General features: G+C 56.6%; 21 protein-coding genes. 10 read left to right on the top strand and 11 right to left on the bottom strand.

The genetic code is table 11. The annotated features are described in order from the left end of the window. Positions 1 to 445: 445 nt before the first annotated feature. Together H5P30_RS17990 and H5P30_RS17985 are read right to left on the bottom strand one after the other, a co-directional pair. Positions 446 to 820: an Hsp20/alpha crystallin family protein gene (locus H5P30_RS17990; RefSeq protein ID WP_185694305.1), complete on the bottom strand. Its 375-nt coding sequence runs from the start codon at positions 818 to 820 to the stop codon at positions 446 to 448. Between the two features lie 62 nt (positions 821 to 882). After that, complete coding sequence (locus tag H5P30_RS17985) at positions 883 to 1,293, bottom strand: Hsp20/alpha crystallin family protein (RefSeq protein ID WP_185694304.1); 411 nt, start codon at positions 1,291 to 1,293, stop codon at positions 883 to 885. Between the two features lie 286 nt (positions 1,294 to 1,579). On the opposite strand from H5P30_RS17985, the gene H5P30_RS17980 reads away from it, so the two are divergent. Together H5P30_RS17980 and arfB are read left to right on the top strand one after the other, a co-directional pair. After that, positions 1,580 to 2,302 (top strand): YrhK family protein, encoded by a 723-nt coding sequence (locus tag H5P30_RS17980; protein ID WP_185694303.1) that lies wholly within the window; start codon positions 1,580 to 1,582, stop codon positions 2,300 to 2,302. 135 nt (positions 2,303 to 2,437) lie between these two features. Next, entirely contained in the window at positions 2,438 to 2,851 is a 414-nt protein-coding gene (gene arfB, locus H5P30_RS17975) for an alternative ribosome rescue aminoacyl-tRNA hydrolase ArfB (RefSeq protein WP_185694302.1), read from the top strand. Positions 2,852 to 3,774: 923 nt separating this feature from the next. Here arfB and H5P30_RS17970 read toward each other — a convergent pair. From H5P30_RS17970 to H5P30_RS17960, 3 genes are all read right to left on the bottom strand, one after another. Then, positions 3,775 to 4,680, bottom strand: a complete 906-nt coding sequence (locus tag H5P30_RS17970) for a hypothetical protein (RefSeq protein ID WP_185694301.1) — start codon at positions 4,678 to 4,680, stop codon at positions 3,775 to 3,777. Beyond that, the gene (locus tag H5P30_RS17965; protein ID WP_185694300.1) at positions 4,677 to 5,378 is read right to left on the bottom strand and encodes a hypothetical protein; all 702 of its coding nucleotides are present in this window, start codon (positions 5,376 to 5,378) and stop codon (positions 4,677 to 4,679) included. The genes H5P30_RS17970 and H5P30_RS17965 overlap by 4 nt, the downstream gene beginning before the upstream one ends. 78 nt (positions 5,379 to 5,456) lie before the next feature. Beyond that, complete coding sequence (locus H5P30_RS17960; RefSeq protein WP_185694299.1) at positions 5,457 to 9,269, bottom strand: Calx-beta domain-containing protein; 3,813 nt, start codon at positions 9,267 to 9,269, stop codon at positions 5,457 to 5,459. Positions 9,270 to 9,398: 129 nt separating this feature from the next. Between H5P30_RS17960 and H5P30_RS17955 the strand changes: the two genes are divergently transcribed. Next, entirely contained in the window at positions 9,399 to 10,067 is a 669-nt protein-coding gene (locus H5P30_RS17955) for an alpha/beta hydrolase (RefSeq protein ID WP_185694298.1), read from the top strand. Between the two features lie 22 nt (positions 10,068 to 10,089). Here the strand turns inward: H5P30_RS17955 and H5P30_RS17950 are convergent, their stop codons facing one another. Beyond that, positions 10,090 to 10,656 (bottom strand): hypothetical protein, encoded by a 567-nt coding sequence (locus tag H5P30_RS17950; RefSeq protein ID WP_185694297.1) that lies wholly within the window; start codon positions 10,654 to 10,656, stop codon positions 10,090 to 10,092. A 195-nt stretch (positions 10,657 to 10,851) separates the two neighbouring features. Between H5P30_RS17950 and H5P30_RS17945 the strand changes: the two genes are divergently transcribed. Beyond that, the gene (locus tag H5P30_RS17945) at positions 10,852 to 11,097 is read left to right on the top strand and encodes a hypothetical protein (RefSeq protein ID WP_185694296.1); all 246 of its coding nucleotides are present in this window, start codon (positions 10,852 to 10,854) and stop codon (positions 11,095 to 11,097) included. Positions 11,098 to 11,821: 724 nt separating this feature from the next. On the opposite strand, the gene H5P30_RS17940 is transcribed toward H5P30_RS17945, so the two are convergent. The 5 genes from H5P30_RS17940 to H5P30_RS17920 all read right to left on the bottom strand — a co-directional run bounded on the left by H5P30_RS17940 (position 11,822) and on the right by H5P30_RS17920 (position 17,728). Then, a complete protein-coding gene (locus H5P30_RS17940) occupies positions 11,822 to 12,709 on the bottom strand; it encodes a polyphosphate kinase 2 family protein (RefSeq protein ID WP_185694295.1) in 888 nt (295 codons plus the stop codon). A 325-nt stretch (positions 12,710 to 13,034) separates the two neighbouring features. Then, positions 13,035 to 13,910, bottom strand: a complete 876-nt coding sequence (locus H5P30_RS17935) for an HAD family hydrolase (RefSeq protein WP_185694294.1) — start codon at positions 13,908 to 13,910, stop codon at positions 13,035 to 13,037. Between the two features lies 1 nt (position 13,911). Beyond that, on the bottom strand, positions 13,912 to 15,333 hold the full coding sequence (locus tag H5P30_RS17930) for a glycosyltransferase (protein ID WP_185694293.1): 1,422 nt from the start codon (positions 15,331 to 15,333) through the stop codon (positions 13,912 to 13,914). 255 nt (positions 15,334 to 15,588) lie between these two features. Beyond that, entirely contained in the window at positions 15,589 to 16,572 is a 984-nt protein-coding gene (locus tag H5P30_RS17925) for a glucosyl-3-phosphoglycerate synthase (protein WP_185694292.1), read from the bottom strand. Beyond that, positions 16,565 to 17,728 carry a peptidase dimerization domain-containing protein gene (locus tag H5P30_RS17920; RefSeq protein WP_185694291.1) on the bottom strand — a complete coding sequence of 388 codons (1,164 nt, stop codon included), beginning with the start codon at positions 17,726 to 17,728 and terminating at the stop codon, positions 16,565 to 16,567. The genes H5P30_RS17925 and H5P30_RS17920 overlap by 8 nt, the downstream gene beginning before the upstream one ends. A 115-nt stretch (positions 17,729 to 17,843) precedes the next feature. Here H5P30_RS17920 and H5P30_RS17915 point away from each other — a divergent pair, with 115 nt between their 5' ends. From H5P30_RS17915 to H5P30_RS17890, 6 genes are all read left to right on the top strand, one after another. Further along, positions 17,844 to 19,106 carry a glycosyltransferase family 4 protein gene (locus H5P30_RS17915; protein WP_185694290.1) on the top strand — a complete coding sequence of 421 codons (1,263 nt, stop codon included), beginning with the start codon at positions 17,844 to 17,846 and terminating at the stop codon, positions 19,104 to 19,106. Next, a complete protein-coding gene (locus H5P30_RS17910) occupies positions 19,103 to 20,830 on the top strand; it encodes a sugar phosphorylase (protein ID WP_185694289.1) in 1,728 nt (575 codons plus the stop codon). Before H5P30_RS17915 ends, H5P30_RS17910 begins: the two co-directional genes overlap by 4 nt. Before the next feature lie 484 nt (positions 20,831 to 21,314). After that, positions 21,315 to 22,511 carry an enoyl-ACP reductase FabV gene (gene fabV, locus H5P30_RS17905; RefSeq protein WP_185694288.1) on the top strand — a complete coding sequence of 399 codons (1,197 nt, stop codon included), beginning with the start codon at positions 21,315 to 21,317 and terminating at the stop codon, positions 22,509 to 22,511. Between the two features lie 18 nt (positions 22,512 to 22,529). Continuing rightward, a complete protein-coding gene (locus H5P30_RS17900) occupies positions 22,530 to 23,195 on the top strand; it encodes an HAD family hydrolase (RefSeq protein ID WP_185694287.1) in 666 nt (221 codons plus the stop codon). 160 nt (positions 23,196 to 23,355) lie between these two features. After that, complete coding sequence (locus H5P30_RS17895) at positions 23,356 to 24,036, top strand: FKBP-type peptidyl-prolyl cis-trans isomerase (RefSeq protein ID WP_185694286.1); 681 nt, start codon at positions 23,356 to 23,358, stop codon at positions 24,034 to 24,036. A gap of 886 nt (positions 24,037 to 24,922) precedes the next feature. Then, positions 24,923 to 25,735: a histidinol-phosphatase gene (locus H5P30_RS17890; protein ID WP_221774399.1), complete on the top strand. Its 813-nt coding sequence runs from the start codon at positions 24,923 to 24,925 to the stop codon at positions 25,733 to 25,735. The last annotated feature ends 485 nt before the right edge of the window (positions 25,736 to 26,220 follow it).

The following is a 26,220-nucleotide window of genomic DNA, read 5'->3' as shown; positions in this document are numbered from 1 at the left end:
GCTCTCGATTTTGCGTTGGAGATGAGAGAGCTGGAAGCTCTCACTACTTTGGTTGGGTTGTCGGAGTAGGGCTTTTGCGATAGAGAGGAGAGAGTAGCGAGAGCATCTTGCTCTCGATTTTGCGTTGGGGATGAGAGAGCTGGAAGCTCTCACTACTTTGGCTGGGTTGCCGGAGTAGGGCTTTTGCGATAGAGAGGAGAGAGTAGCGAGAGCTTCCAGCTCTCGATTTTGCGTTTTTGCGGCCGCTGGGAGGTAGGGCGGCAGCTGCGCCTCCGGTTCGGGGAAGAGCGGTCAGGTCTTTCCATTTGCCTCATCTGTCCACGCCGAAGTGGTAGCGGAATGGCGAGAGCCATTTCGATGGTGGTCCCTAAGAAAAAGCCCGGCACCTTGCGGCGCCGGGCTGTATTCTCAATTTCTCCTACTTGGAGTCTTTACTCCAAAATGGTTATTCAACGGTGATCGCCCGTGGCTTGCTTTCTTCGGCCAGTGGGAGATGGATCGTTAGGACGCCGTTTTCGGATTGGGCGGCGATGCTTTCGGGATTAATGTTCACGTTGAGCTGCAGCTGGAGACGGTAGTCGTCGGCGTTCAGTTCTTCGTGAACGACCTTGGATCCCTCGGGCCGCACGGAACTCCGGCGTCCTACGACCAGCAATTGGTCTTTTTCGATCGTCACTTCCGCTTGGGCCTTGGGCACTCCGGGAAGGTAGACCTTCAATTCGTAGGCTTCCTTGCCAGGTTTGACCGCATAGCGCGGACGGTGCCAGGATTGGCGGCGGGCGGTGGCCGTTTCGGGAGTCTGAGTGATTTCGTTGCTCATTAGATTTTTCCTTTTTCTTGTGTGAATTTTGCTTCTGTGAAGATTCGCGACCTTAAGCGACCTTAAGCGACCTTGATGGCCTTGGGCTTGCGGGCTTCGCGCTTTGGCAGATGAACCGAGAGGATTCCGTCTTCGAGACGGGCTTTGACCTGTTCGGTGTCCACGTCGTCGCCGACGGTGATCCGGCGGACCAAAGCGACTTCGCTCTTGGCGTTTTCGTCGTCGAGTTGGCGCTTGGCCTTGATTTCGAGGACTGCGTTTTCGATTTCGACAGAAACGTCGGCTTTGCGCACTCCGGGCAGTTCGGCCCGAACTTCATAGGCGTCCTCCGTTGCGTAGAGGTTTACCGGAATTTGTCGGGTGCCGAGAGTCTCGGAAAAGGTGTTTCGAAAACCACGGCCAAACTGCTCTAGAAGAGCGTCGATGCCAGCAAACGGATCTTGGTTCGATGAATCATATTTGAAGAGTGTCATAGTATTTTTCTCCTTTGTATTGTTCGTTGATGTTTTGAAAAACAAATGGGGTATTGCAGACGGAATGCCAGAGTCTTTGGTGTTTTAAATTGCTGATTATAAGATGTTTAAGAAATGTCTTAAATTTTCAAATTGTGACATGTTGGCACTATTTTTGAGCCTGGCGAAATGAGCCTGAGACAAAGGGGCACATTCATGGCTGAGGCTCGGAGGGCTGTGCCAAGAATAGGAAGGGTAGGACCGCGATCTGGACATTTTGTGGAGGTTGTCCACGATTACCCTGTTCATGCCGCATTTGATTTCTGATCGCCCGCGTCTCTTGTCTCTTTGGAGGGACGAAGACGATTTGAGCTCGCAAGCTCGTTGGGAGAACATCCAGGCCTATCTCTACGCGATCGGAGGGTTGGCCTTCGTCTTTGGGAGTGTCTTCTTCTTTCCGGCGCTCGATCCTTTCATGAATGTGGGAGCATGGATATTTTTCTGGGGGTCGATTCTCTACCTGGTCGTTTCAGGCCACGATTTGGCCGAAGTCATTCGGTATCGTCGGCAGAAGCGTCGGCTCTCGGAGGTTGATCGGATGGAGTGGGGAGCCGCTTTTGCCTATTTTGCCGGAACCATCCTCTTCATGATCGGAAGTCTATTTTTCCTCTCGTGGATTGATCAGGTCGAGGTAGGAGCATGGTGCTTTATTGTCGGGAGCTTACTCTTTGTAGCGGGTTCGACGATCAACGTTCTTCAGGTTCCGGGGAAGAGTAAGCGCGGGAATATGCAGCTGATTAATCTGACGGCGGTGACTTTCGTTTCGGGCTCAATCCTCTTCACGGTAGCCTCGATTCCTTACCTTTGGTCGCCCGCAACCGAGGATGAAATCCGGGTGCTCAATACTTTTCTCGCATCTCAGTATGTTGTCGGAAGTGCCCTGTTTTTCTTGGGTGGGATTACAAATTTTCGCCGCTGTCTCGCCAATCAGCGTCGAGAAGCCGCTGAACGAGGAAACGAATCGAACTGACCGAAGAGGATTCGATTTTGGGCACTCAAGGTCGAGGCGAGAGTTTATCGCTGAGGATCGGGTTTCATATCGGGAAGCTCCTGCAGGAAGTTTCACCGTTGAAAGGGAGGTGGCATCCGAGGTATCTCTACCTCCATGCTGCGCCTTTCCAACAATGTTTCGATTCCCGCAGCCGAGTTGTCCTTTCAGGCGATCCGGGCTTCCGGGCCGGGTGGTCAGAACGTGAACAAGGTGTCGAGCGCAGTTCAGCTTTTTTTCAACGTGCGGGAATCTTCGCTCCCGGAATTCTACAAGAGCCGCATTTTCCGTTTGCGAGACAGTCGTCTGACCGCCGAGGGAATCATTGTCATCCGGGCTGAGGAGCATCGCTCGCTGGAAAAGAACAAAACGGCGGCCATGGAGAGGCTTCGCCAGATGATCCTCAAGGCCACCGAGACCCAAAAGAAACGCCGCCCGACCCGGCCAACCTTGGGATCCAAAAATCGACGGATCGATTCGAAGAAAAAGCGGGGGAAGACGAAAGCCCTTCGGAAGCGTCCGGATTTTTAAGATACAGGAATTCCCCGAAATGGGAGAGGAATGGCGAGAGCCCTTTCGTTGTGTAGGCTTGTAGGCGTGGAGTTCCTCGGCGAGTTCTTAGAAACGGTCATCACCGTTGAGGAGGAGTTTGTAGGATGGACCTCGCCAATGCGCGCATAGCGGAAGCGAATCACACGAATGCATTCGACGGGCTCATGCGGGAAAGTCATGCGAGAAAGCTGGCGTCCCCGAGTACCGAGAGCTTCCAGCTCTTGATTTGCGATGGAGATGAGAGAGCTGGAAGCTCTCACTACTTTGATTGGTTGCCTGAGTAGGGCTTTTGCGGTGGAGAGGCTAAGGTAGCGAGAGCATCCTGCTCTCGATTTTCGTTGTAGATGAGAGAGCTGGAAGCTCTCACTACTTTGGTTAGTTGCCTGATTAGGGCTTTTGCGGTGGAGAGGCTAAGGTAGCCAGAGCATCCTGCTCTCGATTTTGCGTTGGAGATGAGAGAGCTGGAAGCTCTCACAACTTTGGCTGGGTTGGCTGATTAGGGCTTTTGTGGTGGAGAGGCAAGGTAGCGAGAGCATCCTGCTCTCGATTTTGCGTTGGGGATGTGAGAGCTGGAAGCTCTCACTACTTTAGTTGGTTGGCTGATTAGGGCTTTTGCGGTGGAGAGGCTAAGGTAGCGAGAGCTTCCAGCTCTCGATTCGGGACCCAGGCGCACAGGCTGGCAGCCTGTGGTACGGATGTCCCGTTACAATTAGGAGCGGAATGGCGGGAGCCATTTCGTTGTGTAGTTTTGCAGCCTTGGAGTCTCCCCGCGAAGGGCGGAACCGAGTCCCCAAATGATCAGGAGACAGAGCGCGGAGCCAATGAGTTGTCGACTGTTTCCAGTGATCGTTAGCGTCGAGGCTGTCTCGCGTACCTTGAATTTCGCCATTCGTATTGGGGAACTAGGATCCGTCTTTGGCCGGTGTTTCTCCCGGTTCAAGCACGATTCGTTTTCCGAGGACGATGCAGTTGTAGAGGATGCGGCCGACTTGGTCGCGGGTCAGGTAGGCGTTGCTGCCGGCGACTTCGTCAAGGGACACGACCGTTTGCTCATCGATGTCGTAAAGGTCGAGGGTGAGAAAGTCGTTGCCCCAGAGTTTGGGATCGTTGAGTTCGAGCTCAGAGGAAAAGTGGAGGAGGAGGCCGCCAGTTTCCCAGAAGATCCAGACGTCGTTGGCGACTTCGGGAAGGGGGGCGAGGTGTATCTCTTGATCTGCGGCGAGAAACTCGGCGAAAGTGTCGTATCCGTGAAAGTCGACGGGGAGCCCTTGTTCCTGGCGAGACTGGATGTAGGCGAGGATTTCGTGGCGGGCTTCCTTCCGCATGGCGGTGAGGAGTTCTCCCTCGGCGAACTGCGCTTCGTTCCGCTTCTCGTGGGAGTATTGCTGAATGGTGGCGAAGGGAATCCGGATCTCCTCAAAATCATCCATCTCTTCCGGTGAGATTCGGGCGACGTTGACGATTTCAAAGGTGTCGGCGTGGGCCTCGAGTCCGAGCTCGGGGATGGCGTAGTCTGCTTTTTTCAGGGAAAGGGTGTAGTCGATCTGCGGAAGGACGATGGTCGCGAATCGGCTGTTGTCGTCGGAGTCCGGGGCCAGACCGTCTTCGCGGACCAGGAAGATCGCGTCTCCGTCCTCAAGGACGATTTGGGCGTCCTTTTCGTCAAGGTGCCACCGGTAGAGATAGCGGATGACCTTGAAGAGAAACTCTTGGTTGGTGAGCTCGCTGGAGGGCGCCGTTTCATTCGCTGCCGGAGCCGCCGGGAGGAGTAGGGCACTGAGAAAAAGGGAAGAGAGTAAAGTTTTCATTCGTCGAGTTTGCGGAGGGTGAAAAATCGATTGCCGCCGAGTTTCCCTTGTTTTGAATCGGGGATCCGTACGAAGTTCCCACCGGGGCTATAGGTATCCGAGTTGGTCATCCAGGAGTAGGCGCGGCCGGTAACCGGAATCTGCTGGATCTGGGTGACGCGGGCAAAGAGTTCTGCCTGGGTGATGCCTCCGCTATTGTAGGCGTTGGCAAGGCCTTGGGCGTAATTGAGGAGGCGGGCGAATTTCCCGGGAGAGCCTTGGTTGGCGATCTTGGTTAGGTAGTCGACGCGTTTTTGGATACGCGGAACGGTGCGGGGGGTTCCGTTGGCATCCCGGTAGAATCCATCGCATTGGCCCTTCTCCCCGCCGACGGTGATGACGTCGATGATATTGTTGGTCGTCGTGGCCGCGACTTGTGACTGACGGTAACCAGAGGGAATGTTGGAAATCCGATTGTCGCAGACCCAGAGGATCGAGAGCATGGTGTCCTTCGTGTCGGTCTCGGAGACCCAACCGGATTCTCCGGGAAAAGGCGATTCATTGACCAGAAGGAGTGCAAGGTAGCCGGACGAGGTCGTCGAAGGCTTTAGCTTCACTTCCGCGTGAAGGGGGGAGACGAACGTGAATCCGAGTAGCAGGCTGGAGAGGAAGAGCCCGAACCGGATCGTTGAGGTTTTTCCGAATTTCGCTCCGATCATGGAAGTATGCCAATCGAAGGCGGGCCGAGAGGCAAGCTGGAAGCGGATCCCTACGGGCAGCCTTCGGGGGGCACCTTTTTATTCAGGAGCTTTGAGAATGATCCTGAGGAAGCGTGGGGCCGAGGGGCTGATCGGAGTCCGATCCCTTACGCGGAGTTGAAGGGAACTGTCCTCGAGAATCTCAAAAGCGGAATCATCACCGGGAACGGCTGGGTCGGGACTCCAGCTCTGCAGATCGGAAGAAACTTGCACGCAATGCCAGAGGCCTCCTTTCCATTGGCTCTTGTCAAGCGTGACCTCCAGATAGGTGGCACCTCCGACTTCGGCCAAGGAGATCGTGCCCGGGTTGTTCGCACCGAAGATGCTGGAGGCATCCGCGAAGTTCGGGTCGGTACCGAGAGCCAATTCGACAATGTTGGTCAGGCCGTCTCCATCGGGATCCGCTTCGGGGTCTGCGTCTCCTCCGACGCGCTGAGATCCGCTGAAAGAGCGGGCGGCCCAGAAATCATAGGGAGAGACTCCGCTTGCGACTCGGACGATCGGTCGAGAGGGGGCTTCGTTATACTGGAAGAAATTCCCGCCAACCCAAAGACTGCCGTCCGGGCCGTGAGCAAGAGTATAAATGGAGCTCGCGGGGCCGCCGAGTCGGGTAAAGGAGGAGTCAAAGGTCCAGTCAGGGTTCAGCCGAACGAGAGTGTCGCCGGTTTGACCCTTGAAGGATCCCGCTAGAATTCCACCGAAGGGTTCGGCGAGAAGAGCGCGGATGGGATTGACGATCGCCGATGGAGCGGCCCGATCATAATCCCCATCCTCGTCGGTGCGGACGAGAAAGTTGGTATTGTTTTCATCGTAGGCGGAGAAACTGCCTCCGAAAACCCAATCGGAATCGGGTAGCGGGGCGATGGCGTATCCTCTTTGAATTGTGTTTGTGGATCCGCTGGCATGCAGTCCATATCCTGGGTCGAAGGATCCATCACGGGTGCCGTCGGGATTTAGGCGTACGACTCCTGAATGGAAGCCGTTGGGCGATCCGGAAATGTAGAAGGATCCAGAGACGAGGAAGTCTCCGTCCGCCAGTCTTTCGATGTCGTGGATCTCTGTCCCCCAAGAGGTTGGAAAGGGCAGGTAGAGGGGGGCGCCGGCGCTGCCGTCGGCCGAAAGGCGGTAGAGACCCTCGGTGGCAACGCCATTGAATTCGGAAAACTCGCCGCCAATGAGAAGGTCTCCATTCGGTTCTACAGCAAGGCTGAGTACATTGCCGTTTGGACCGGTTCCCAGCTGGGTATTGAAGGAGGCCACGAGAGTGCCATCGCTTTCGAGGAGAGTCAGGCGGGGGACCACCGTCCCGTTGAGCTCCGTGAATTGACCCCCGACCAGAATCCGGTCATCGGGAAGGACCGCGAGGGCTTCCACATCCGCATCAAATCCGCTGCCTCCGGCATTGAAACTTGGATCCACGGAGCCATCCAGATTGAGTCGGGCGATATTTCCGGCGCTGGCAAATTCTCCGCTGGAATGGCTGATTCTCCCTGCAATGATTGGGCGGCCGTCGCTTTGGAATCCGACAGCGTTGACGACACTATTGAAAAAGTCGGGGGCAAAGCTCTCGTAGCGCTCTCCAGGGTCGAGAATTGCGACCTTAGCGGTTGCTTGGGTTGCGGGAATGGTCCCCTGACTGGGGTTGGAGAGAGTGACTTCGAAAGTTTCTCCCGACTCTTCGATGGCATCGGGGCGGATCGCGATGGTAATGACTTTATCGCTGGTATCCCCATCAGCCCAGGTCACGGATCCGCTCTGGGCATAGTAGTCCGAGCCGGCCAAAGCCGTCTGGTCGTTGGTCGAATAGTCGATGATGAGGCTGCCTGAGCTCCCGAATGATCGACGGAGAGTGAGAGCGGCGATTCCCGAGGACTCGTCGAATTCATAGAGCTCCTTCACGAAACCGACCCTCGGATCGAATGTGAGGCTTACGTCAACCCACTCGTCACCCGATCCATCGGTTCCCGTCTGATCGACCGTGAAGAGAACCCCGGCATCGGTGTCGTAGTAACTTTCGCCCACGGGGAGCGCGGCGTCGTAGCGGTCCGAGCTCTCGTTGGGGGCGGACTCGGGGGTCATGTCGATTAGGTTGGGGCGGTCTTGGTAAAGCCCCTCGGCCACGACGTAGATTCCATTCTCAAGGTTGGTGTTGCTGTCGTAAAGCTGTCGGTGACCGATCCAGTAGATGACGTCTCCTCCCATGGGAACGCGGACGGCCAATAGAGGGTTATCCGTAGCGTCGATGTGATCGAAGCGGTATATCCGGTAGGTGGCATCCTCAGTCGCCGTGGCAACCGAGTTTTCGGAGAGCCATTCGATCCGGTGTTTTTGGTAGGGATTGAAATGGCCTTCGGGTTCTCGTCCGCCTCCCATCGTGTCAAAGATATCGCCGTATTCGAGGCTGCTGCTTTCCGGATCGAGGTAGGAGCCGGAGAGGGTCGCTTCCGGATGCCAGTAATTCGAATGATAGAGCCCGTAGTTATGGCCAAACTCGTGCGAGAAGACATGGACGCGGCTGGAGCTGCTGCTGATTCCGTTAATCCACATCCGACTGCCCCCCACCGATGCCAGACCGGAATACAGGATTTTTGAATCGGTCACTCCGCTGATATCGGGAAAGTAGATGGTCACCACGTCGTAGGAAGAACGCGCCCCCGCATCGGGATTCGCGTCGTAGGCGTCGATGACATCTTGATAGAGTCCGTCGTTATTGCCGTTGACGGCATAGTTGGAACCCGTGAGGGGAGGGCGGTAAACGGTGCTGGTGACCGTGGGGGTGACCGAAGCGGTGCCGTAGGAGACTTGGTTCAGATAATTACTGACGGCAGTTAGGTCATTCGAGATATCGGTTTCGCTGGCGGGAGCTCCGACGAAATCGGAGAAGTCGCAGCGGATAATGAGGACGGAGATATTGTCGTCGGCAAAATAGCTGCTCTGGGTGATCGAGGGCGTGTAGCCTTCGGTATCTCCCGCCAGCCACTCGAATGGCAATTGAATCGAATATTCGCGGGTTTCGTGCGCTTTCTCGATGGAAGAAAGAAGGGCATCTTTCACGTTGGTGAGGCTTCCCTCGTTGGCGAACTGGTAGAGGTGCCCGGCGATGACCGCAGAGGGGCCGGATTTGACGGGGGATCCGGTCAGAGGATCGGTATCTCCGGTCGAACCTTTCGGAAAGAGGAGGCGTGCCGCTGGGGACTCGGACGAATCGAGAGCGAGAACCGGAGATTCCGGGCTCAGGGCGCGGTCTTCGAGTAAGTAGGCGAAAACAGGGACTCCGAGGGTAGGAGCTTGCCCGTTTCGCCGGCCGGGGCCGAAGAGTGCGTATGGATTCCCATTGAGGTAGAGGCGGTTATGGTCGCGGCAGAGCAAAGTTCCGTCATCGGAGATTTCGGTAGTCCAGCGAAGATCGATGTCTGCGAGGCCACTCGCTGGTTTTTCGACGAGGGCGGCGATTGGCGGAGGCAGTTGAGCGTAGTCGCTGAGATCAAGAGCCCAATCCAGCGCCTTGGCCGGATCTTGGGCGATTAGTGAATAGAGAGCTTCTTTACGTTGGGTCGCGAGGGCGATCCCGTCCTGCAGCAAAGCCTCTCGCTGGTCGGGAGAGGCCTGGTGGTATTGGTCTAGCCAATCGCGAAAAGCAACATTCGCGGATGGCGAAGAAGCGGGTTGAGAGGAATCCACCGAGGGGGGTGGAGAGGCGGTTTGCGGATCGGGGGAGCTTGCTGTGGAGGGCAATGAATCCGATTTGGCCGGATCCACCGAAGGATCTTCCGATTTCTGAGGGTCCAGAACGCGGAAGATGATGAGGGCTGCGAGCGCAAACGCGGGGATAAGCAGAAGTTGCCGACGCATACGGTGATTCTTATGCAGGTGGCGGATTCCCGCAACTCGTTTGGGAGGATTGACCTAATTTTCGATTTGTATGAGCCTCCTCCCGTGAGAAGAAGCGGTCATCTTTGGCTTTGGGGAAGCCTCCTGTTTATGGGTTTCGCAGCGATTGCGCAGGGCCGGGATGCTGTGATCCTTCTCCACGGTTTGGCCCGAAGCTCTTCCAGTATGGAAAAGATGGAGGAGGCATTGGCCGAAGAGGGGTATCGCGTCTTCAATATCGATTATCCTTCGTCCACGGCCAGCATTGAGGAGCTGAGCGAAACCGCCATGGCCGAAGTGACGGAGGATCCAGACTTTCAGGAGTGTTCTCAGGTGCATTTCGTGACCCACTCAATGGGTGGAATCCTCGTGCGTAGCTATCTTTCGGGGAACGAACTGCCGAAGCTCGGCAGAGTCGTCATGCTCGCCCCACCGAATCAGGGGAGCGAGGTTGTCGACGAGATTGGAGACTGGTGGATTTTCGAGAAGATCAACGGGCCCGCCGGAAAGGAGTTGGGCACGGACGAAGACTCAACGCCCAACCAACTCGGTCCGGTTGATTTCGAGCTGGGAATCATCGCCGGGGACCGGTCCGTCAATTGGATCAACAGCACCATGATTGAGGGGCCGGATGATGGTAAGGTTTCGGTCGAATTTACGAAAGTGGAGGGGATGAAAGAGCACATCGTCATCCACGCGACCCATCCCTTCATTATGAATCACGCCGAGGTGATCGAGAAGACGATCCTATTCCTGCAGACGGGATCGTTTGAGGACTGAATCGAGGCTTCTTTGAACCGATTCAGATGGAGGGTCCCTCTACCATCGGGAGCAATTCGAATTCGTCTTCGAGATCGAGGCTCACTCCTCGCACACGATCGGTCATTTTGATCTGAATCTTCCAAGTCCCCACGGGATCATCTTTTTCGCCGATAAAACCGATTTGGACTGGGGAAAGCCGAATGTTTTTAGGGTTTCCTTTGAGCTTCCCTTGATGGATCACCTGATCGGGATATTCGCCGCCGACCGTCCCGTCTCCGCGGATGATTTTTAAATCCGCGACAACATCGGCCTCCCCATCAGAATTCGTGGCGGGATTGATGTAAAAGAGGAGAATGTACAACTCGCCTCCGACTTGAACCTCGCTCGCCTCCTTAAAGTGAGGAGTATGATCTTCAGGCGTATTCCATTTCTCTTTCCAGTCTTGGTCCGAGGTGATGATGAGAAGCCCCCCGAAACCATCCTCCGATTTTTGGTTTGGGGAGTTGGGAACCGCGTTTCCGTTCGAGTCGATCCAATGAACATCTTCCGCGGGGGACACCGAATGGAGGAACGAGAGAAAGAGAAGGAGGAGTGTGAATTGAATCATAAAGGGTTGATTTAGCATAGGAGGTTACCAATTGGGGGCGAGTTCGTTTTCCGAACTTTTGAAAGAAGCGGGGGGGTAGGGGCAAATGCCAAGAGGACCGCGGAATTTATTCCGACCCGCAGGAAGAGTCGCGTCTGAAGAGCGTCCCCTCGATTCCCGAGTTGACCTTTCGGAGTGAGAGCCTGTGCTCGTTTTATGGCAGAAACACCACAAGAAGCCGCCTTTGAGCAGTACAAGGAGATTGAGAAGCAAGCGCTTCGTATCGCCTCGGAGCTGATGGAAAACTCCGCGAAGTTGGTCGATGTGGAGGTAGCGCTGATCGCCGCAATCTTTGTCGCCCACCGGAAGCGGAACCCGAATATGCCCGCCGAGCAGGTCGCGAAGATTATTCAGGGGCACGCCCACCAGCTGATCCCGTTTTTCCAAAACGATTCGAATTAGTCGAAGGCGTTTTCGAGAACGCGTGTGCGTTCGAGGCACAGGCTGTGATACTAGTAGGGCCGCAGCTTCAGCTGCGCCCATCGCGTTGCCTCTCCGCCGTGTGAGGGGGCTTGCGTCGGATCGGGTTGTTGGCAGGCGGGTTGTCTCTATCGAAAAAGGGGAAAGAGTCCCAGCATTCGGTTCACAGGCTGGCAGCCTGTGGTACTCTGTAGGGCCGCAGCTTCAGCTGCGCCCATCGCGCTGCCTCTCCGTCGTGTGAGTGGCTTGCGTCGGATCGGGTTGTTGGCAGCCGGGTTGTCTCTATCGAAAAAGGGGAAAGAGTCTCAGCATTCGGTTCACAGGCTGGCAGCCTGTGGTAATCTGTAGGGCCGCAGCTTCAGCTGCGCCCATCGCGTTGCCTCTCCGGCGTGTGAGAGGCCTGCGGCGGATCGGGGTGTTGGCAGCCGGGTTGTCTCTATCGAAAAATGGGAAAGAGTCCCAGCATTCGGTTCACAGGCTGGCAGCCTGTGGTACTCTGTAGGGCCGCAGCTTCAGCTGCGCCCATCGCGCTGCCTCTCCGTCGTGTGAGTGGCTTGCGGCGGATCGGGTTGTTGGCAGCCGGGTTGTCTCTATCGAAAAAGGGGAAAGAGTCTCAGCATTCGGTTCACAGGCTGGCAGCCTGTGGTACTCTGTAGGGCCGCAGCTTCAGCTGCGCCCATCGCGTTGCCTCTCCGCCCGCGAAGGTTCAGTCGTTTTCCAGCAGCTTGCGGTCGTTCTTCAATTCCGCGCGGCGCTCTTCGGTCACTTCCGGGTATTGCATGTCGAGAGACTTCAGTTGCTCGAGAATGATCTGGGCGACGATGAGACGCATGTTCTTTTTGTCGTCGGCGGGGACGACATACCAGGGGGCCTCGGGAGTGGCGGTCGAGTTGATGGTTTCCTCGTAGGCTTCCTGGAATTCGTCCCAGTGGCGTCGTTCGCGGATGTCGCCGTCTTCGAATTTCCAATTTTTGTGAGGCTTATCGATTCGTTGGAGAAAGCGCTCGCGCTGTTCGTCGTAGCCGAGGTGGAGGAAGAACTTCACTACCCGGGTGCCGTTGCGCTCCATGTGCTTTTCAAAGTCACTGATGGATTCAAAGCGGCCCTTCCAGAGAGCATCTTTATCTTCGACAAGTTCCTTGGGGAGATTTTGGTTCTCAAGGATGGCGGGGTGGACCCGGGCCACGAGGACTTCTTCGTAGTAGGAGCGATTGAAAATGCCGATATGACCGCGGTCGGGGAGCTTCAGTGTGGTTCGCCAGAGGAAGTCGTGGCCGAGCTCGTTGCGGCTCGGTTTGATGAAGGCGTGGACGGTGACTCCGTGCGGGTTGACCCCAGACATCACGGCGCGGATCGTTCCATCCTTTCCGGCGGCATCCATGGCTTGGAAGATCAAGAGCATGCTGTAGCGGCCATGCGCATACATCATCCGTTGAAGGTCGTTGATCTCGTCTTTGAGGTCGCCGAGCTGATCTTTGTAGTCCGACTTGTCCTCGTAGAGGTCTTTAATCTTGGTCGGATACTTCCCAATCTTAAATTTGTTCTTTCCGGTGACGAGAAATTGGCTGGTGTCGGTAAGTGAGTTCTTGCTCATGGTGGTTTCTGTTTACACGAACCGGGGTCACATGGGAAGGACGGATACGGGGACCTCTGAAGAGGGTTGGAGAGGCGGAATTGCGGGGATCCAGCGGGGGCGCAGATGAATTTTTTCATCGATTGGCTTTGGGGATGCCCTCCGGCGTTCTAGCATGACTTTTCTGGCAGGAGCTCGTCGAATGCAGCCGTGCGAATTCTTCCGGATTATTGGGGAGGGAGACGCACATCGGAAGTCGAGCTGCGTTCAGGAGGTGGAGCCGATGCGGACGAGCCGAACGACTAAAGTCGATCGGGAACGTGATTTCGCCCCCGCGGATCCGGCTTCAGACAAGTTTCGGCAGGTCGGCGAGGCTGGTGAGCACCAGATCGGGCTCGACGCCTTGGCAGTCCGGGTGATCTTCGCGGAGGCGGAGCGATCGTTGGTCGCCGGCGAAGAGTGCGGTGCGGAGGCCGGCTTTTTGGGCTGCGGAGATGTCGTTGAGCATGTCGTTGCCGACGTAGAGGATTTCGGCGGGTTTGAAGGTCTCGGACAGGTTCTCGATGAGTTTCTCGAAGAGGCGGGGGGAGGGTTTGGCCTCGCGGAGTTCGTAGGACCAGATGCAGCTGGATTCGAGAAAATGGAGGTCGGCCAGGGTTTTGTGGGTAAGGGCCGGGAAGAGGAGGGGCGTGAAAAACTGGGCGTTGGAGACGATCGTGTAGGGGGCGAAGCGCATGGCCAGGAGCTCGAGGACTCCGAGCAGATGAGGCATGGGCCAGACGGGGTTGACTGCGAGCTCAAAGCGGAGGGCGATTTCCGGGATTTTGGCATCGGGGATCGAGTCGTTTCCGCCTACTTTGTCGACCAGGGCTCGCCAGACGTCGCGAATCTCCACTTCGGCTTTGATGGCACCTTGGGCGCTGCTCTCGGCCTGCGATTGCTGGATCTCGGCTCGGTAGAGTTCTTCGAGTTCTGGCGACGAGGGGAGGTCGGAGATTCCGGCTTCGGTGAGGACCGAGGTGAGGGCCGCTCCGCGGTCGGCTGGGGCGCTGTTGCCAATGTCGCCGACGCCTGAGGAGAGGAGGGTGCCGTAGACGTCGAAGGCAATGTGGCGAATGCCTTTGATCGGCGTGGTGGAGCGCTCCAGATCGGTGGGGATGGGATCGAAGCAACTCGATTGGGCACGGATGAGCTGGAGAAGAGTTTCTTCGGTATGGGTCATATCATTCCACGAAGTGAGGATGGAAGCGGTTTGGGTGGAGGAATTCCCGGAGGATTTTTTCCGGAGAGAGAGACGAGAGTTTCTCGGCGGGGGCGTCAACGAGAGAATGGTAAAGAGTCTCGAGTTTGGCGGCATAGGCTTCAGGGCTGAAGGTTTGGAGAATCGGTTCTCGCCTCGAGTTGATCCCGTCTGCGTCAAGGGAGGGGATCGCGGTCGGCGCTTCGATGGGGATCTTCTTCGCCACTACGGTGCGGAGGCATTGGGCCTGCAGGTCTTCTCCGAGGAGGGAAAAATCGATGAGCGGGGATTCCGCGATTTGGCGGACGGTTTGGATGAGGTCTTCTTCGGGGGCCTTCGTCGCAAACGATTCATATGCCGAGCGGATTCCGGCTTCCCAGCGGCCGGCCACTTTCTCGGGGTCGGTGGCCTCGGCGGGAATGAGAAAGCGGGAGTAGAGCGAGTCGAGGGGGATGCCTTGATCGCGGAATTCGCGGGTGATTTCCGGCAGATCCCGGCCCAAAACGGGTCGTCCGTAAGTCCAGGGTTCGAGAAAGGAGAGTCCGAATCCCTCGGCGACACTGGTCGTGACCACGGCCCGCGATTCGGCGAGGCGCTCGGCAAAGGGACGATCCTCGGTGGCGGCGACTCCCAAGCGTGCTGGTAGGCGCAGATCTTCGACCAGATCGCACCACTGCTGAAATCGCTTTTGGTAGGCGGGGTTAGTCGGCGGGAGGGTCGTCTCCCAGCGGAAATCGCCTCCGAGCGCATGAGCCAGAAGAAGAAACTCCCCCAGATTTTTCCGGGCGAGGGCGCGGACGGGGTAGAGAATGAGGTCGGAATCGGGGTTGAGCGGGGCCACCGTCTCTGCCGGAGGAACTGGATTGGGGAGCTGCGCCAAGCAGGAGGAGGGCAGACCGACTTTTTGCAGGATGTCGGCATCACGCTGGTTCAAGACCGCAAATCGGACGCGGGGAGAGTAGGGGAAAGGGCTGTCGTGGACGTCCCGGCTGGATTCGCGGAGACGGAAGTTCGCCGGGCGGAAATCCTCGGCAAAATCGTGCTCGTGGAGAAGCAGTGCCCGGCCGTCAGCCGCAAGTCGGTTTACCAGTCCGGTGAAGGAAGTATTTTTCCCCAAGGCCGGATTGTGGATGTGCCAGACATCCGGTTCCTCTCCGTTAAACAGGTCACGGGCCGCGTCTGTGACCTGGCGGTAGAGTTCGTCGGGGCCGGGAGTGGTCTCTGCGGAGCTCGAATAATTGAGCCCGGGAATGAGGCGGCTGGGGGCCTCCAGCTCAGTGACCGGTCGCCCGGATAGGAGGCCGAACTCGTAATCCTTCCGGCTCCGAAACGCTTCCAAGGTGGAGGAGACCACTCGGGTCACCCCGCCCCGGTCGAAGTGGTAGTGGAGGATGGCGATTTTCATGGGAGCCGCTCCGGGGGGAGCCCGGGGCTTTTTCTGTAGCCCGTCATTGTCCAAGAGTTTCGGAAATCGACGGCCCCATTTCTTTCGATTTTTTGGAGCGCAGAGCTTCAGCCTGCGTGCTCAGCGCCAAGGACGCTTCGAAATCGCGGGCTAAAGCACCGCGCTCCTCAGAACCTCTCCGTAGCTTTCGAACGAAATGGCTGCAATCGGAAGATGAAGTCGCAGCAGTCATAGCTATAACGAGCGGACGCCTCCTCAGCCTTTTTCCCCATAAAACTTCTTTCGATAGGCGGGCACCTCGATCATGGGGCGGCGCTCTTCTTCGACGATATCAAAGGTCACCTGCTCGTAGCGGTTTCCTTCTACCTGAAACTGGCGGTAGATCGTCTCGAGTTGCGGAAGTTTGTCGAACATCTCGAACGCTTCCATGCGCCGGAGGAAGGTCTGGAGAATGCCGAAGGACATCTTACCGAGGGCGAGCGTGGTCTGGTTGCGGTGGACGCGTTGGTCGAGGTCGGTCTGCCCAAAAGCGTCGAGCCCGTACTCGTTGTAGATGTCGAGGATGTGCGAAGTCTCCACCCCGTATCCGATCGGGAAGGGGATCTTTTCGAGCACCTCTCGGCGGACGGCATACTCCCCGGAGAGGGGCTGGATCAATGCCGTGAGCTCTGGGAAGAAAAGCGAGAAGAGGGGGCGGACGAGGATTTCCGTGACGCGGCCTCCACCGCTCGGGCGGATGCCTTGGGAAAAGGCGAGCGGGCGATCATAGAACGCCTTCACATACTGCATGGCGTCGTTGTAAATCAACGGAGCGATGAGGCCGTAGGCGAAGCGAGGGTGGATGTTCTTAATGTCCGCGTCGACGTAGCAGATGATGTCGCCCTCGAGCTGGTGAATCGCCTTCCAAAGGTTTTCGCCCTTGCCCCGTTTGTCCCCTTCTTCGGGAAGGATGTCGGAAGCGAGATAGACGTCGGCCCCAAACGAGGCCGCGACTTCGCGGGTCTGGTCGGTCGAGCCGCTGTCGATGACCGCGATCTCGTCGACGAGGGGGTAGCGTTCCATCAACTCGGAGCGGAAGATGACGATCTCTTTGCCGATGGTCTTCTCCTCGTTGAGGGTCGGGATGCAGAGTGAGATCTTAAGTCCCTTCTTCTCCTTTTCCTGAACGAGGGCGAGGATGTCCCAAAACTCGCTGTAGTGGAAGGTGTTGGTATCGAGCCAGTTTTCTATTTTACTCATCGCAGTATCCTTTATCAATGGCCCGGAGGAGCCCGATCAGTTGGGAGACTCCCCGATAGATCGGAGATATTTTTAAGGTTTCGTTTCGTTCGTGGAGGTGTTCGCCCTTGGTCAGGCCGACGGTGACGGCCGGGATGCCCTTGTCGATCAAGGCACAAAGCTCTCCGGTGCTCGGAGCGATCACCTGCTCGCCGCCGAGGGAGCCGATGATACTGCGGGTGGTCTTGACCAGCGGGTGAGAGAAAGAGATGCCTCCGCGGTTGCGACGGGCGACGACGTTCAAGCTGACCGAGACCTCATTCTCGGCGGCCAACTCTTCGACAATTTCTTCGATCTGCTCCTCCATCGCCTCCGTGCGGCCTTCTTCCTCGCTCTTGATTTCAAAACGGAGGGTGGCGGTCGAGGCGGCTGTGCCGAAGGTGTTTCCGGCGAGGACCGAGCCGAGGTTGATCGTCGTCACCGGGTTGGTCGGGAGGGGAATCTCCTGCAGCCGGGTGATGAGTCGATTGAGGATCACGATGGCACTTCCCTCGGGCAGGCGCTTCCAGTCGTATTCCTCAGGGACCTCAATTTGAATCTCTCCCCGGAGCATTCCGAGCGAGGCATAGCTGAGGCGACCGAGTTGCACCGCCCGCAGGCAGATTCCGAAATCAATCTCGTTTCGATAGTTATCGAGGAAGAAGCGGATTCCTCCGAGGTTGCCCACTCCGATCGACTGGGAGGTGCCGACAAGAAGAAGGTCTGATTCAAACTTCACGTTGAGACGCTCGAGGACCAGCGGCAGAGCGGAGAGCACTCCGAGGCCCAGACTGTTCTCGCAGATCCCGCGTCCGGTGATCGAATCTGTCCCGAGGGTCATCGAATGATCGGCCCCGGCGTAGTGGATCGTGTCAAGATTGGCAGAAAGGAGAATCTTTCGATTGCCGGAGGATCCGGGCAGGATCGCAGCGACGTTGTCCTTCTCGTCGACCGAGATGTGTTCCATCCCCGCCTCCGTGAAGCGGTCACGCATGAAGACGAGTCTTCGTCCTTCTTCGAAGGTGGGTGCAGGAATTTCTCCGCACATGACAGAGTTCGCGAGGATGACTTCCTTGATCGACTCAATTTCAGCCGGATCTGGGATCAGGCTTAGGATTTCTTGGTTCTTTTTCGGCATGTAGTAGGTTACAGGGATTGGGGCATGGCCTCCAGATCCCCGCAAGCTGTTTTTGGGCCAATCTTTTTCCTTGGTTTAGGGCACGAACCCTGCTCAATCGTTAGAACACTAACTTATGGGTAAAAATATCGGGTTCGTCTCCACGCGATTTGCGGGTCAGGATGGGGTGTCGCTGGAGAGTGCGAAATGGGCACAGGTTCTCTGGGATGATCGACACGTATCCTATTGGTACAGCGGCAAAAGCGATCGTCATCCATCCATTTCCCACTGTGTTCCTGAGGCCTATTTCGGCTTTAGTGAGAACCAGTGGATTAACGAGAGGATCTGGGGGAGGACCCGCCGCAGTCAGGATGTGACGGCCCGGATCCGCGACCTCGCCGGATATTTAAAAAGAACCCTCTACGATTTTGTCGAAAAATATAAAATCGACGTCATTGTCCCGCAAAACGTGCTCGCGATTCCGATGCACGTGCCGCTGGGGATCGCTCTGACGGAATTCCTGGCCGAGACCCAGATTCCCACCATCGCCCACCACCACGATTTTTACTGGGAGCGCACCCGCTTCAGTGTGGGGGCGGTGCAGGACTATCTCGATATGGCCTTTCCCGCCCGCATTTCCAACATGCGCCACGTGGTCATCAACCAGGCGGCTCAGGAGCAGCTCTCCCTGCGCAAAGGCGTGTCCTCCCTCCTCATTCCGAATGTCTTCGATTTTGACAACGCGCCAGAGGGGCCGGATGAGTATGCGGCGGATTTCCGCAGTGAGATCGGTTTGACCGACGAGGACATCATTTTCCTGCAGCCAACCCGGATTGTCCCGCGGAAGGGGATCGAGCATGCCATTAAGTTGATCGGTGCTCTCGAAGATCCCCGCTGCAAGCTGGTCATCACCCACGAGGCGGGGGATGAGGGCTTTGAGTATGCGGATCGTCTCATGGAGCTGGCCCGCGAGGAAAATGTGGATCTCCGGTTTGTCTCCGACCGGATCAGTGAAGTCCGGCAGCGGGATTCCGAGGGGCGCAAGGTATATACCCTCTGGGATGCCTACGCTCATGCCGACCTCGTGACTTATCCGAGTTTGTATGAAGGTTTCGGAAACGCCTTGCTCGAGGCCATCTACTTCCGGTTGCCGATTGTCATCAACCGCTACTCCATCTACGTGCAGGACATTGAGCCCAAAGGCTTCCGCCTCATGGAGATGGATGGGTTTGTTACCCAGCACGTCATGCGGCAGGTGCGCAAAGTCCTCTCGGATCCCACCTACCGCCGGGAGATGGTGGAGCACAATTTTAAGACGGCTCGACGCTTCTATAGTTATAGCGTTCTTCGCCGGAATCTTCGCACTCTCTTGACCAGCCTTACCGGGATGACCTCATGATCCGATTTGTATCGCACCAACAACTTGAGCGCCTGCAAAGGCGATTTCGCAGACTCTACGGTTCGGAAGCGGACCGGATGACCCGTCGCTTCTACGCGGCGCTGGGTCGATACGGGGTAGGGCTCCGTCCCTCGAAGCCGGATTCCCTCTGGAATGAAAAGGATGTCGTCCTCATTACCTACGGGGACACCGTTCACGAGGAAGGAGAGGCTCCGCTCAAAACACTGCGGAAATTCTGCACCCGGTATCTCAAGGGAGCGGTGAGCACGGTGCACGTCCTCCCATTTTTTCCCTGGAGTTCCGATGATGGCTTTTCGGTGAAGGACTATCGTCAGGTCGATCCGGAGCTCGGCACTTGGGATGACATCAAAGCGCTGGCCTCCGAGTTTGGCGTCATGTCCGATTTGGTTCTCAACCACTGTTCGGCGAAAGGGGAGTGGTTTCGCGAGTTTGTTGCCGGTGTGCAGCCGGCCTCGGATTACTTTGTCACCGAGAACCCCGAAGTCGATACGAGCATGGTGGTCCGTCCGCGGACTTCGCCATTGCTCACCCGTTTTGCCACCCGGGCTGGCGATCGCTGGGTCTGGACCACCTTTAGCGCCGATCAGGTTGATCTGAACTGGCGCAATCCAGACCTCTTTTTCGAGTTCGTCGACATCCTCTTTCTCTACCTCTCGATGGGCGTGCGGGTCCTGCGTCTCGATGCGGTGGCTTTCCTCTGGAAGGAGCTGGGCACGGATTGTATTCACCGCCCGGAAACGCACGAGGTCGTCAAACTCTTCCGCGACATCCTCGAAATCGTCGCTCCGGAAACGATTCTTCTCACCGAGACCAATGTCCCGCACGAAGAGAACATCAGTTACTTCGGCAATGAGGATGAGGCCCACATGGTCTACCAGTTCTCGCTCCCTCCATTGTTGTTGCACGGCTTGTTGAATGGCACCGCCGAGCACTTGACTGAATGGGCGGCAGGTCTCCCCGAAATGGGGGACGAACAGACGTTTTTCAATTTTACCTCCAGCCACGATGGCATCGGCGTCCGCCCCCTGACCGGCCTGCTCCCCGACGCGGAAATCGGCGAGCTCGTCGATAAGGTCAAGGCCCGGAAGGGATTGGTTTCGACCAAGACCAATTCAGATGGATCGGAGAGTCCCTACGAGTTGAACATTACCTACGCTTCGGCTCTCTCCGAGCCGGGCGATGAGGAGCTGGGCAAGCGACGGTTCCTCTGTTCGCAGATCGTGGCTCTGAGTCTGCAAGGCGTGCCCGCGATCTATTTGCCCTGTCTCTATGGCGCCCTCAACGACCTGAAAGGTGTGAAAAAGACGGGTCGCAACCGTTCGATCAACCGCGAGAAGTGGGATCTCGAATCCTTGAAGAAGAATTTGAGCGAAGGGGGGAAGTTTCACGAAGTCTTTTCCGAATACCTCTTGGTCCTTCGTCGCCGCGGATCGTACTCAGCTTTCCATCCCGGTGCCTCTCAAAAAATCTACGACCTCGGGAAAGAATATTTCGTCGTCGAACGCGTTGCGGAAAACCAGACCATCATCTGCATCGCGAATTTCACTCCGAAAAAGCAGATCTTCAAAAATCTGGATGCCATCGACGGGGTGAAGGATTTTCAGGATTTTGCCGAAATCGTCAGCGGCAAATCCCTCCGCCCTCGCAAGCGAGGCATCACTCTGGCCCCTTATCAGGTAGTCTGGCTAGTTCCAAAATCATAGAGTAGGGCAGCAGCTTCAGCTGCGCCCATCGCCTAGTCTCTCCGCCGTTGGAGAGGTTTACGGAGGATTTGCGTTGTGGGTGCCGAGTTGGTTTTTTGGGCGGAATCGAGCCTGTGTCCGCGGTGTGCGCACACAGGCTGGCAGCCTGTGGTACTTTAAGTAGAGCTGCAGCTTCAGCTGCGCCCATTGCGATGTAGGGGGGCGATATTTACGGTCCAGTCGGATTCTTTCTCTGCGAGTTCGGTAATCCAGGCCGCGCAGCTAAAGCTGAGCGGCTACAGAAATGCGTCCTCTCCAAGTAGGGCAGTAGCTTCAGCTGCGCCTGCGTTGCCTCTCCGCCCCGTGCCTCTCCGCCCATCTCCCATCTCCAATCTCCGGCCTCCCAGATCCCACTTTTTTCGGGAAATTCGACCAGAACCGAGGATCGGGGATGATTAGGGTTGAAACAGAATGAGCCTTTCCCAACCATCTTCGGTTTCCATCCATGATCATTGAACCGAAAGTACGTGGCTTTGTTTGCGTGACCTCCCATCCAGAGGGGTGTGCAGCAAACGTAAAGGAACAGATTGAAGTGGCGCAAGCCAGCGGCAAGGTGACAGACGGACCCAAGCGGGTCCTGGTCATCGGCTCTTCGACCGGATATGGGCTTTCGTCCCGAATCCAAGCAGCCTTTGGCTGCGGTGCCGACACGTTTGGCGTCTTTTTTGAGCGTCCCGCTTCGAATGGACGTCCTGCCTCGGCCGGGTACTACAATGCTGCGGCCTTCGAGCAGGAAGCCCAGAAGGCTGGCCTCTACGCCGGTAGCCTCAATGGCGACGCTTTTTCTGACGAAATGAAGGAGAAAGTCGTCGAGCGCCTGAAGAAGGAGATGGGCCCGATCGACCTCGTGGTCTACAGCCTCGCTTCGCCTCGCCGCACCGACCCGCGCACGGGGGAAACTTTTAAATCCTGCCTCAAACCCATCGGGCAGTCCTTCTCGAGCAAGACCGTCGATACCGACAAGGATCTGGTTCACGAGATCGGCATCGAGCCAGCCGGTGATACGGATGTCCACTCTACCATCAAGGTCATGGGGGGAGAAGACTGGGAGCGCTGGATGGAGTGCCTCGCCGAGAACGACCTCCTCGCCGACAATTTCAAGACGATCGCCTATTCCTACATCGGGCCGGAAGTGACTTGGCCCATTTATAAGAATGGAACCATCGGCAAGGCTAAGGAAGACTTGGACCGAGCCGCTTCGGTGATCAGCGAAAAGAATTCCGCGAAATCCGGAAAGGCTTACGTCGCTGTCAACAAGGCGGTTGTCACCCAAGCCAGCTCGGCGATTCCGGTGGTGCCACTCTACATTTCCATTCTCTTCAAGATCATGAAGGAGCAGGGGACTCACGAAGGCTGCATCGAGCAGATCGTGCGCCTCTTCCGCGATCGTCTCTACGGTTCCGATTCGGTGGAGCTCGGCGACGATGGCCGGATTCATGTCGACGACTTGGAAATGAAGCCCGAGATTCAAGAAGCCGTGGCCAAGATTTGGCCGACGATCGAGACCGAGAACCTGCGGGAGCTCTCGGATTACGAAGGTTATCAGTCGGACTTCCTCAAACTTTTCGGCTTTGGAGTCGAAGGCATCGACTACACCGTCGATGTTGATCCGGAAACCGCGCTTCCCGGCGGAAATTGGTAATTGTGGAGAGGAAGCCGGATGAGTGATTCAGTGAAATTCGGCGTTCTCTTTGATTGGGACGGGGTCGTAGTCGACTCCTCCAGTCACCATTATTTATCCTGGCAGCAACTGGCCGAGGAAATTGGGGAATCGATCACCGAGGAGCAGTTTCGCGAGAGCTTCGGTCAGGTCAATCGGGTCATTATTCCAGACCTTCTTGGCTGGTCTGACGATTCGGAGGAAATTGACTCTTTGGGAGCTCGCAAAGAAGAGCTTTATCGGAAAATCGTCCGCGAGAAGGGTCTTGATCCTTTGCTGGGAGCCCGCGAGTTGGTTCAGGCGTTGAAAGCCGCGGGGATTCCGCGGGTGGTCGGAACTTCGAGCGAGACCGAGAATATCGAGACCGCGCTGGAGGTCATGGGAATGGAGGGCCTCTTTGACGGGATTGTCGCCAGCGAGGATGTTACGGAAGGAAAGCCCGATCCCGAAGTCTTCTTGAAGGCTGCGAAAATTACCGGTCTCCCGCCCGCACAATGCGTCGTCCTGGAAGACAGTCACCATGGTTTGCAGGCTGCGGATGCCGGAGGAATGAAATCGGTGGGCGTCCTCACGACCCATCCTAAAGAGAAATTGGGGAGTCCAGACCTCTTTGTTTCCAGCTTGCAGGACCTGTCTGTCGAGGCGCTAAAAGCTCTTTTTTCGTAGCATTTGTAGGCGCGAATTCGCGTAAAAATCCCGACCTGTCGAGGGAGAAGGGGGCTTTGAGAAATTCGCTCGGCGCTTGCATTTAGCAGCCTCCGCTGCTTTCGTAGCGGGGATGCAATCAATCAAACTCACTAAAACCTCGTGGCGGTTACTCTTGGGAGTGAGCGCCCTCTCCGCGATCACTCTGTCCGCTTCGGCGGAAGATCAAACCGCTTCGAAGGATATGTCTCCTCCGGCGCTCTTTGGTTACATGGTCAGCCAGCAAGTGGGTCTCGATCAGCTCGGTTTCTCGGATGAAGAGAAGGCTGAGTTCCTCAAGGGTTTCCAATCCGGCCTCAAGGGCGGTAGCATGGAAGCGATCGAAGATCAGCTCCCACAGCTTCAGCAGTTCCTCCAGCAGCGCGCTATGGCCGCTCAAGCCAAGGAAATGGCCAAGGAAAAGGAAGCGACTCAAGTTTTCATCGAAGATCTTGAAGGAAACCCTGACGTCCAGAAGGACGACACTGGATTTTACTACGAAATCATCGAAGAAGGTGACGGCGATGCGCCGACGATGAGCGACGACGTCGTCGTGAATTACGAAGGTTCGTTGATCGACGGAACCGTCTTCGACAGTTCTTACGACCGCGGTGAACCTGCGACCTTCCCAATGGGTGGAGTGATCCCCGGCTTCTCCGGTGGTCTTGCCAAGATCAGCGAAGGCGGCAAAGTGCGGATCTACATCCCCTCCGACCTCGGTTACGGAGACAACCCTCCTCCCCAAAGCCCGATCCCTCCCGGTGCTATGCTCATCTTCGACGCTGAAATCGTCGATGTCGTCTCTCCAGACGCTGGCGAGTAAGTCTCCGAGAAGAAATCTTTCATAAAAAGGCGGCCCCAATTCGGGGCCGCCTTTTTTATGGAAAAGGTGGCGGCACTTCTCGGTCTACGCGCGGGCAAGGCTGAAGCCATGCCCCACAGTGGGTGGGTTGCTTTAAGGGTTTACTGGATCGAAAAGTAGAGCAGCAGCTTCAGCTGCGCCAGCGTTTGCCCCTCAGCCCACGCTGCCCCTCCGCCTTGAGAGATTTTCACAGGGAAATAGTATTTGAGGAGAGTGGATCGGAACTTCGCGACACAGGCTGGCAGCCTGTGGTACTGGAGTAGAGCAGCAGCTTCAGCTGCGCCAGCGTTTGCCTCTCCGCCCACGCTGCCTCTCCGCCTTGAGAGATTTTCACGTGGGAATAGTATTTGCGAAGAGCGGATCGGAACTTCGCGACACAGGCTGGCAGCCTGTGGTACTGGAGTAGAGCAGCAGCTTCAGCTGCGCCAGCGTTTGCCTCTCCGCCCACGCTGCCTCTCCGCCTTGAGAGATTTTCACGTGGGAATAGTATTTGCGGAGATTGGATCGGGAACTTCGCGACACAGGCTGGCAGCCTGTGGTACTGGAGTAGAGTAGCAGCTTCAGCTGCGCCAGCGTCTGCCTCTCCGCCCACGCTGCCTCTCCGCCTGTTCTCCAAGGGCAACACAGTTCCAGTTCCCTCCTAGTCCATCCGCCCACGGACCGCGAAGCTAAAGCTGAGCGGGCACGGAAATGCGTTCCGTCCCATCACCAACACCTCCACCTATCCGCGTCAAGTTCCTCGGCATCAAACTCCGGTCGCGCAGGTTTCAACCCGTGACAATTTAGCCAATTCTTCACCGTTCCTTGCCTCCGGCCGGATTCGCATCACCCTGTACTTTATAACAGAATGAAAATCGATAATCACATGCACACCGCTCTTTGCGGCCACGCCACCGGAACTCTGAAAGAATATGTGGATGCCGCACATTCTCAGAATATTGAGCTGATTACTTTTACTTGCCACGTTCCCTTGGAGCCAGACCGCCTCTTTGGCGGAAGGGGCATTCGGATGACTCTGAAACAGCTGCCGGATTATCGGGAGCGGGTGGAGAATGCGCGTCAGTATGGAGAGAAACTTGGAGTGAAGGTGCTCTGCGGGATCGAGGGCGAGATCTTTCCGCATCCGGAAGCCATGGCTTCCATGAAAAAGACGATTGAGGAGCAGCAGTTCGATTTCGTGCTCGGCTCCCTTCATCACCAGCTCAATGGATATCGGGATTGGCTGGACGAGATGAAGCTGATCGACGACGGTGATGTCATCCGCACCTACTTCAAGGGGTTGATTAACGGAGTCCGGTCTGGGGTCTATGACTCTATCGCGCACCCGGATGTCATTCGGATTTACGGAACCGTCGAGCCTTTTCCTGCGGAAGCCTATCAGGCGGAGATTGAGGAATTTCTCGACGTCCTCAAGGAGGAAGACCACTGCATGGAGGTGAATACCAGCGGACTGATCAAAGGCGTTTACGAAGTTCATCCCGCCCCGGTGGTTCTGGACTGGGCGGCGGCCCGAGGCATCAAATTGACGATGGGTTCCGATGCTCACGCCCCAAGCCAAGTCGGCCAACATTTCGATGCCGTTCGTGAGATGCTTCGTCAAAAGGGCTTCAAGTCCCTTTACTATTTTGAAAATCGAGAGCGGAAAGAAACCCCTCTTTAAAGTAGGGCCGCAGCTTTAGCTGCGCCTCGCGCACTGCCTCTCCGTCTATTCTGGCTCGCCCCTGGAAACGGCTCAAGAGGATTCTATTCTCGGGTGCCGAGGTGTCTTTGAGAAAATGCGAAGAGAACCTGGCGTTCGCGCACAGGCTGGCAGCCTGTGGTACTTTAGCTGTGTCTCTCGCTGCCTCTCCGTCTTGAGGTGTGGCCATAAAGCATCCGAATGAGGGAGATTCTCTCGTCAGAGCTTCTTCTAGATCTCCTGCATCATTTCATCCGAACCGAATGAAATCGAGAGCTGGAAGCTCTCACAACTTTGGCTGGGTTGCTCGAGTAGATCTTTTGCGGTAGGAAAGAGAAAGTAGCGAGAGCATCCTGCTCTCGATTCGCGTCAGAAGTGAGGGAGAGAGCTGGAAGCTCTCGCAGCTCTGGCTGGGTTGCCTGAGTAGACCTCTCGCGGTAGGAAAGAGAAGGTAGCGAGAGCATCCT

This window comes from Puniceicoccus vermicola, assembly GCF_014230055.1.
In the GTDB taxonomy this organism is placed as follows: Bacteria; Verrucomicrobiota; Verrucomicrobiia; order Opitutales; family Puniceicoccaceae; genus Puniceicoccus; species Puniceicoccus vermicola.
Note: the sequence above shows the minus strand (reverse complement) of the source record. Positions and strands in the feature narration are given on the sequence as shown.

What these genes read in the sequence shown, in the direction of transcription:
- H5P30_RS17990 (WP_185694305.1), bottom strand. Translation starts at nt 820, where the DNA reads ATGAGCAACGAAATCACTCAGACTCCCGAAACGGCCACCGCCCGCCGC.
- H5P30_RS17985 (WP_185694304.1), bottom strand. Translation starts at nt 1,293, where the DNA reads ATGACACTCTTCAAATATGATTCATCGAACCAAGATCCGTTTGCTGGC.
- H5P30_RS17980 (WP_185694303.1), top strand. Translation starts at nt 1,580, where the DNA reads ATGCCGCATTTGATTTCTGATCGCCCGCGTCTCTTGTCTCTTTGGAGG.
- arfB (WP_185694302.1), top strand. Translation starts at nt 2,438, where the DNA reads ATGCTGCGCCTTTCCAACAATGTTTCGATTCCCGCAGCCGAGTTGTCC.
- H5P30_RS17970 (WP_185694301.1), bottom strand. Translation starts at nt 4,680, where the DNA reads ATGAAAACTTTACTCTCTTCCCTTTTTCTCAGTGCCCTACTCCTCCCG.
- H5P30_RS17965 (WP_185694300.1), bottom strand. Translation starts at nt 5,378, where the DNA reads ATGATCGGAGCGAAATTCGGAAAAACCTCAACGATCCGGTTCGGGCTC.
- H5P30_RS17960 (WP_185694299.1), bottom strand. Translation starts at nt 9,269, where the DNA reads ATGCGTCGGCAACTTCTGCTTATCCCCGCGTTTGCGCTCGCAGCCCTC.
- H5P30_RS17955 (WP_185694298.1), top strand. Translation starts at nt 9,399, where the DNA reads ATGGGTTTCGCAGCGATTGCGCAGGGCCGGGATGCTGTGATCCTTCTC.
- H5P30_RS17950 (WP_185694297.1), bottom strand. Translation starts at nt 10,656, where the DNA reads ATGATTCAATTCACACTCCTCCTTCTCTTTCTCTCGTTCCTCCATTCG.
- H5P30_RS17945 (WP_185694296.1), top strand. Translation starts at nt 10,852, where the DNA reads ATGGCAGAAACACCACAAGAAGCCGCCTTTGAGCAGTACAAGGAGATT.
- H5P30_RS17940 (WP_185694295.1), bottom strand. Translation starts at nt 12,709, where the DNA reads ATGAGCAAGAACTCACTTACCGACACCAGCCAATTTCTCGTCACCGGA.
- H5P30_RS17935 (WP_185694294.1), bottom strand. Translation starts at nt 13,910, where the DNA reads ATGACCCATACCGAAGAAACTCTTCTCCAGCTCATCCGTGCCCAATCG.
- H5P30_RS17930 (WP_185694293.1), bottom strand. Translation starts at nt 15,333, where the DNA reads ATGAAAATCGCCATCCTCCACTACCACTTCGACCGGGGCGGGGTGACC.
- H5P30_RS17925 (WP_185694292.1), bottom strand. Translation starts at nt 16,572, where the DNA reads ATGAGTAAAATAGAAAACTGGCTCGATACCAACACCTTCCACTACAGC.
- H5P30_RS17920 (WP_185694291.1), bottom strand. Translation starts at nt 17,728, where the DNA reads ATGCCGAAAAAGAACCAAGAAATCCTAAGCCTGATCCCAGATCCGGCT.
- H5P30_RS17915 (WP_185694290.1), top strand. Translation starts at nt 17,844, where the DNA reads ATGGGTAAAAATATCGGGTTCGTCTCCACGCGATTTGCGGGTCAGGAT.
- H5P30_RS17910 (WP_185694289.1), top strand. Translation starts at nt 19,103, where the DNA reads ATGATCCGATTTGTATCGCACCAACAACTTGAGCGCCTGCAAAGGCGA.
- fabV (WP_185694288.1), top strand. Translation starts at nt 21,315, where the DNA reads ATGATCATTGAACCGAAAGTACGTGGCTTTGTTTGCGTGACCTCCCAT.
- H5P30_RS17900 (WP_185694287.1), top strand. Translation starts at nt 22,530, where the DNA reads ATGAGTGATTCAGTGAAATTCGGCGTTCTCTTTGATTGGGACGGGGTC.
- H5P30_RS17890 (WP_221774399.1), top strand. Translation starts at nt 24,923, where the DNA reads ATGAAAATCGATAATCACATGCACACCGCTCTTTGCGGCCACGCCACC.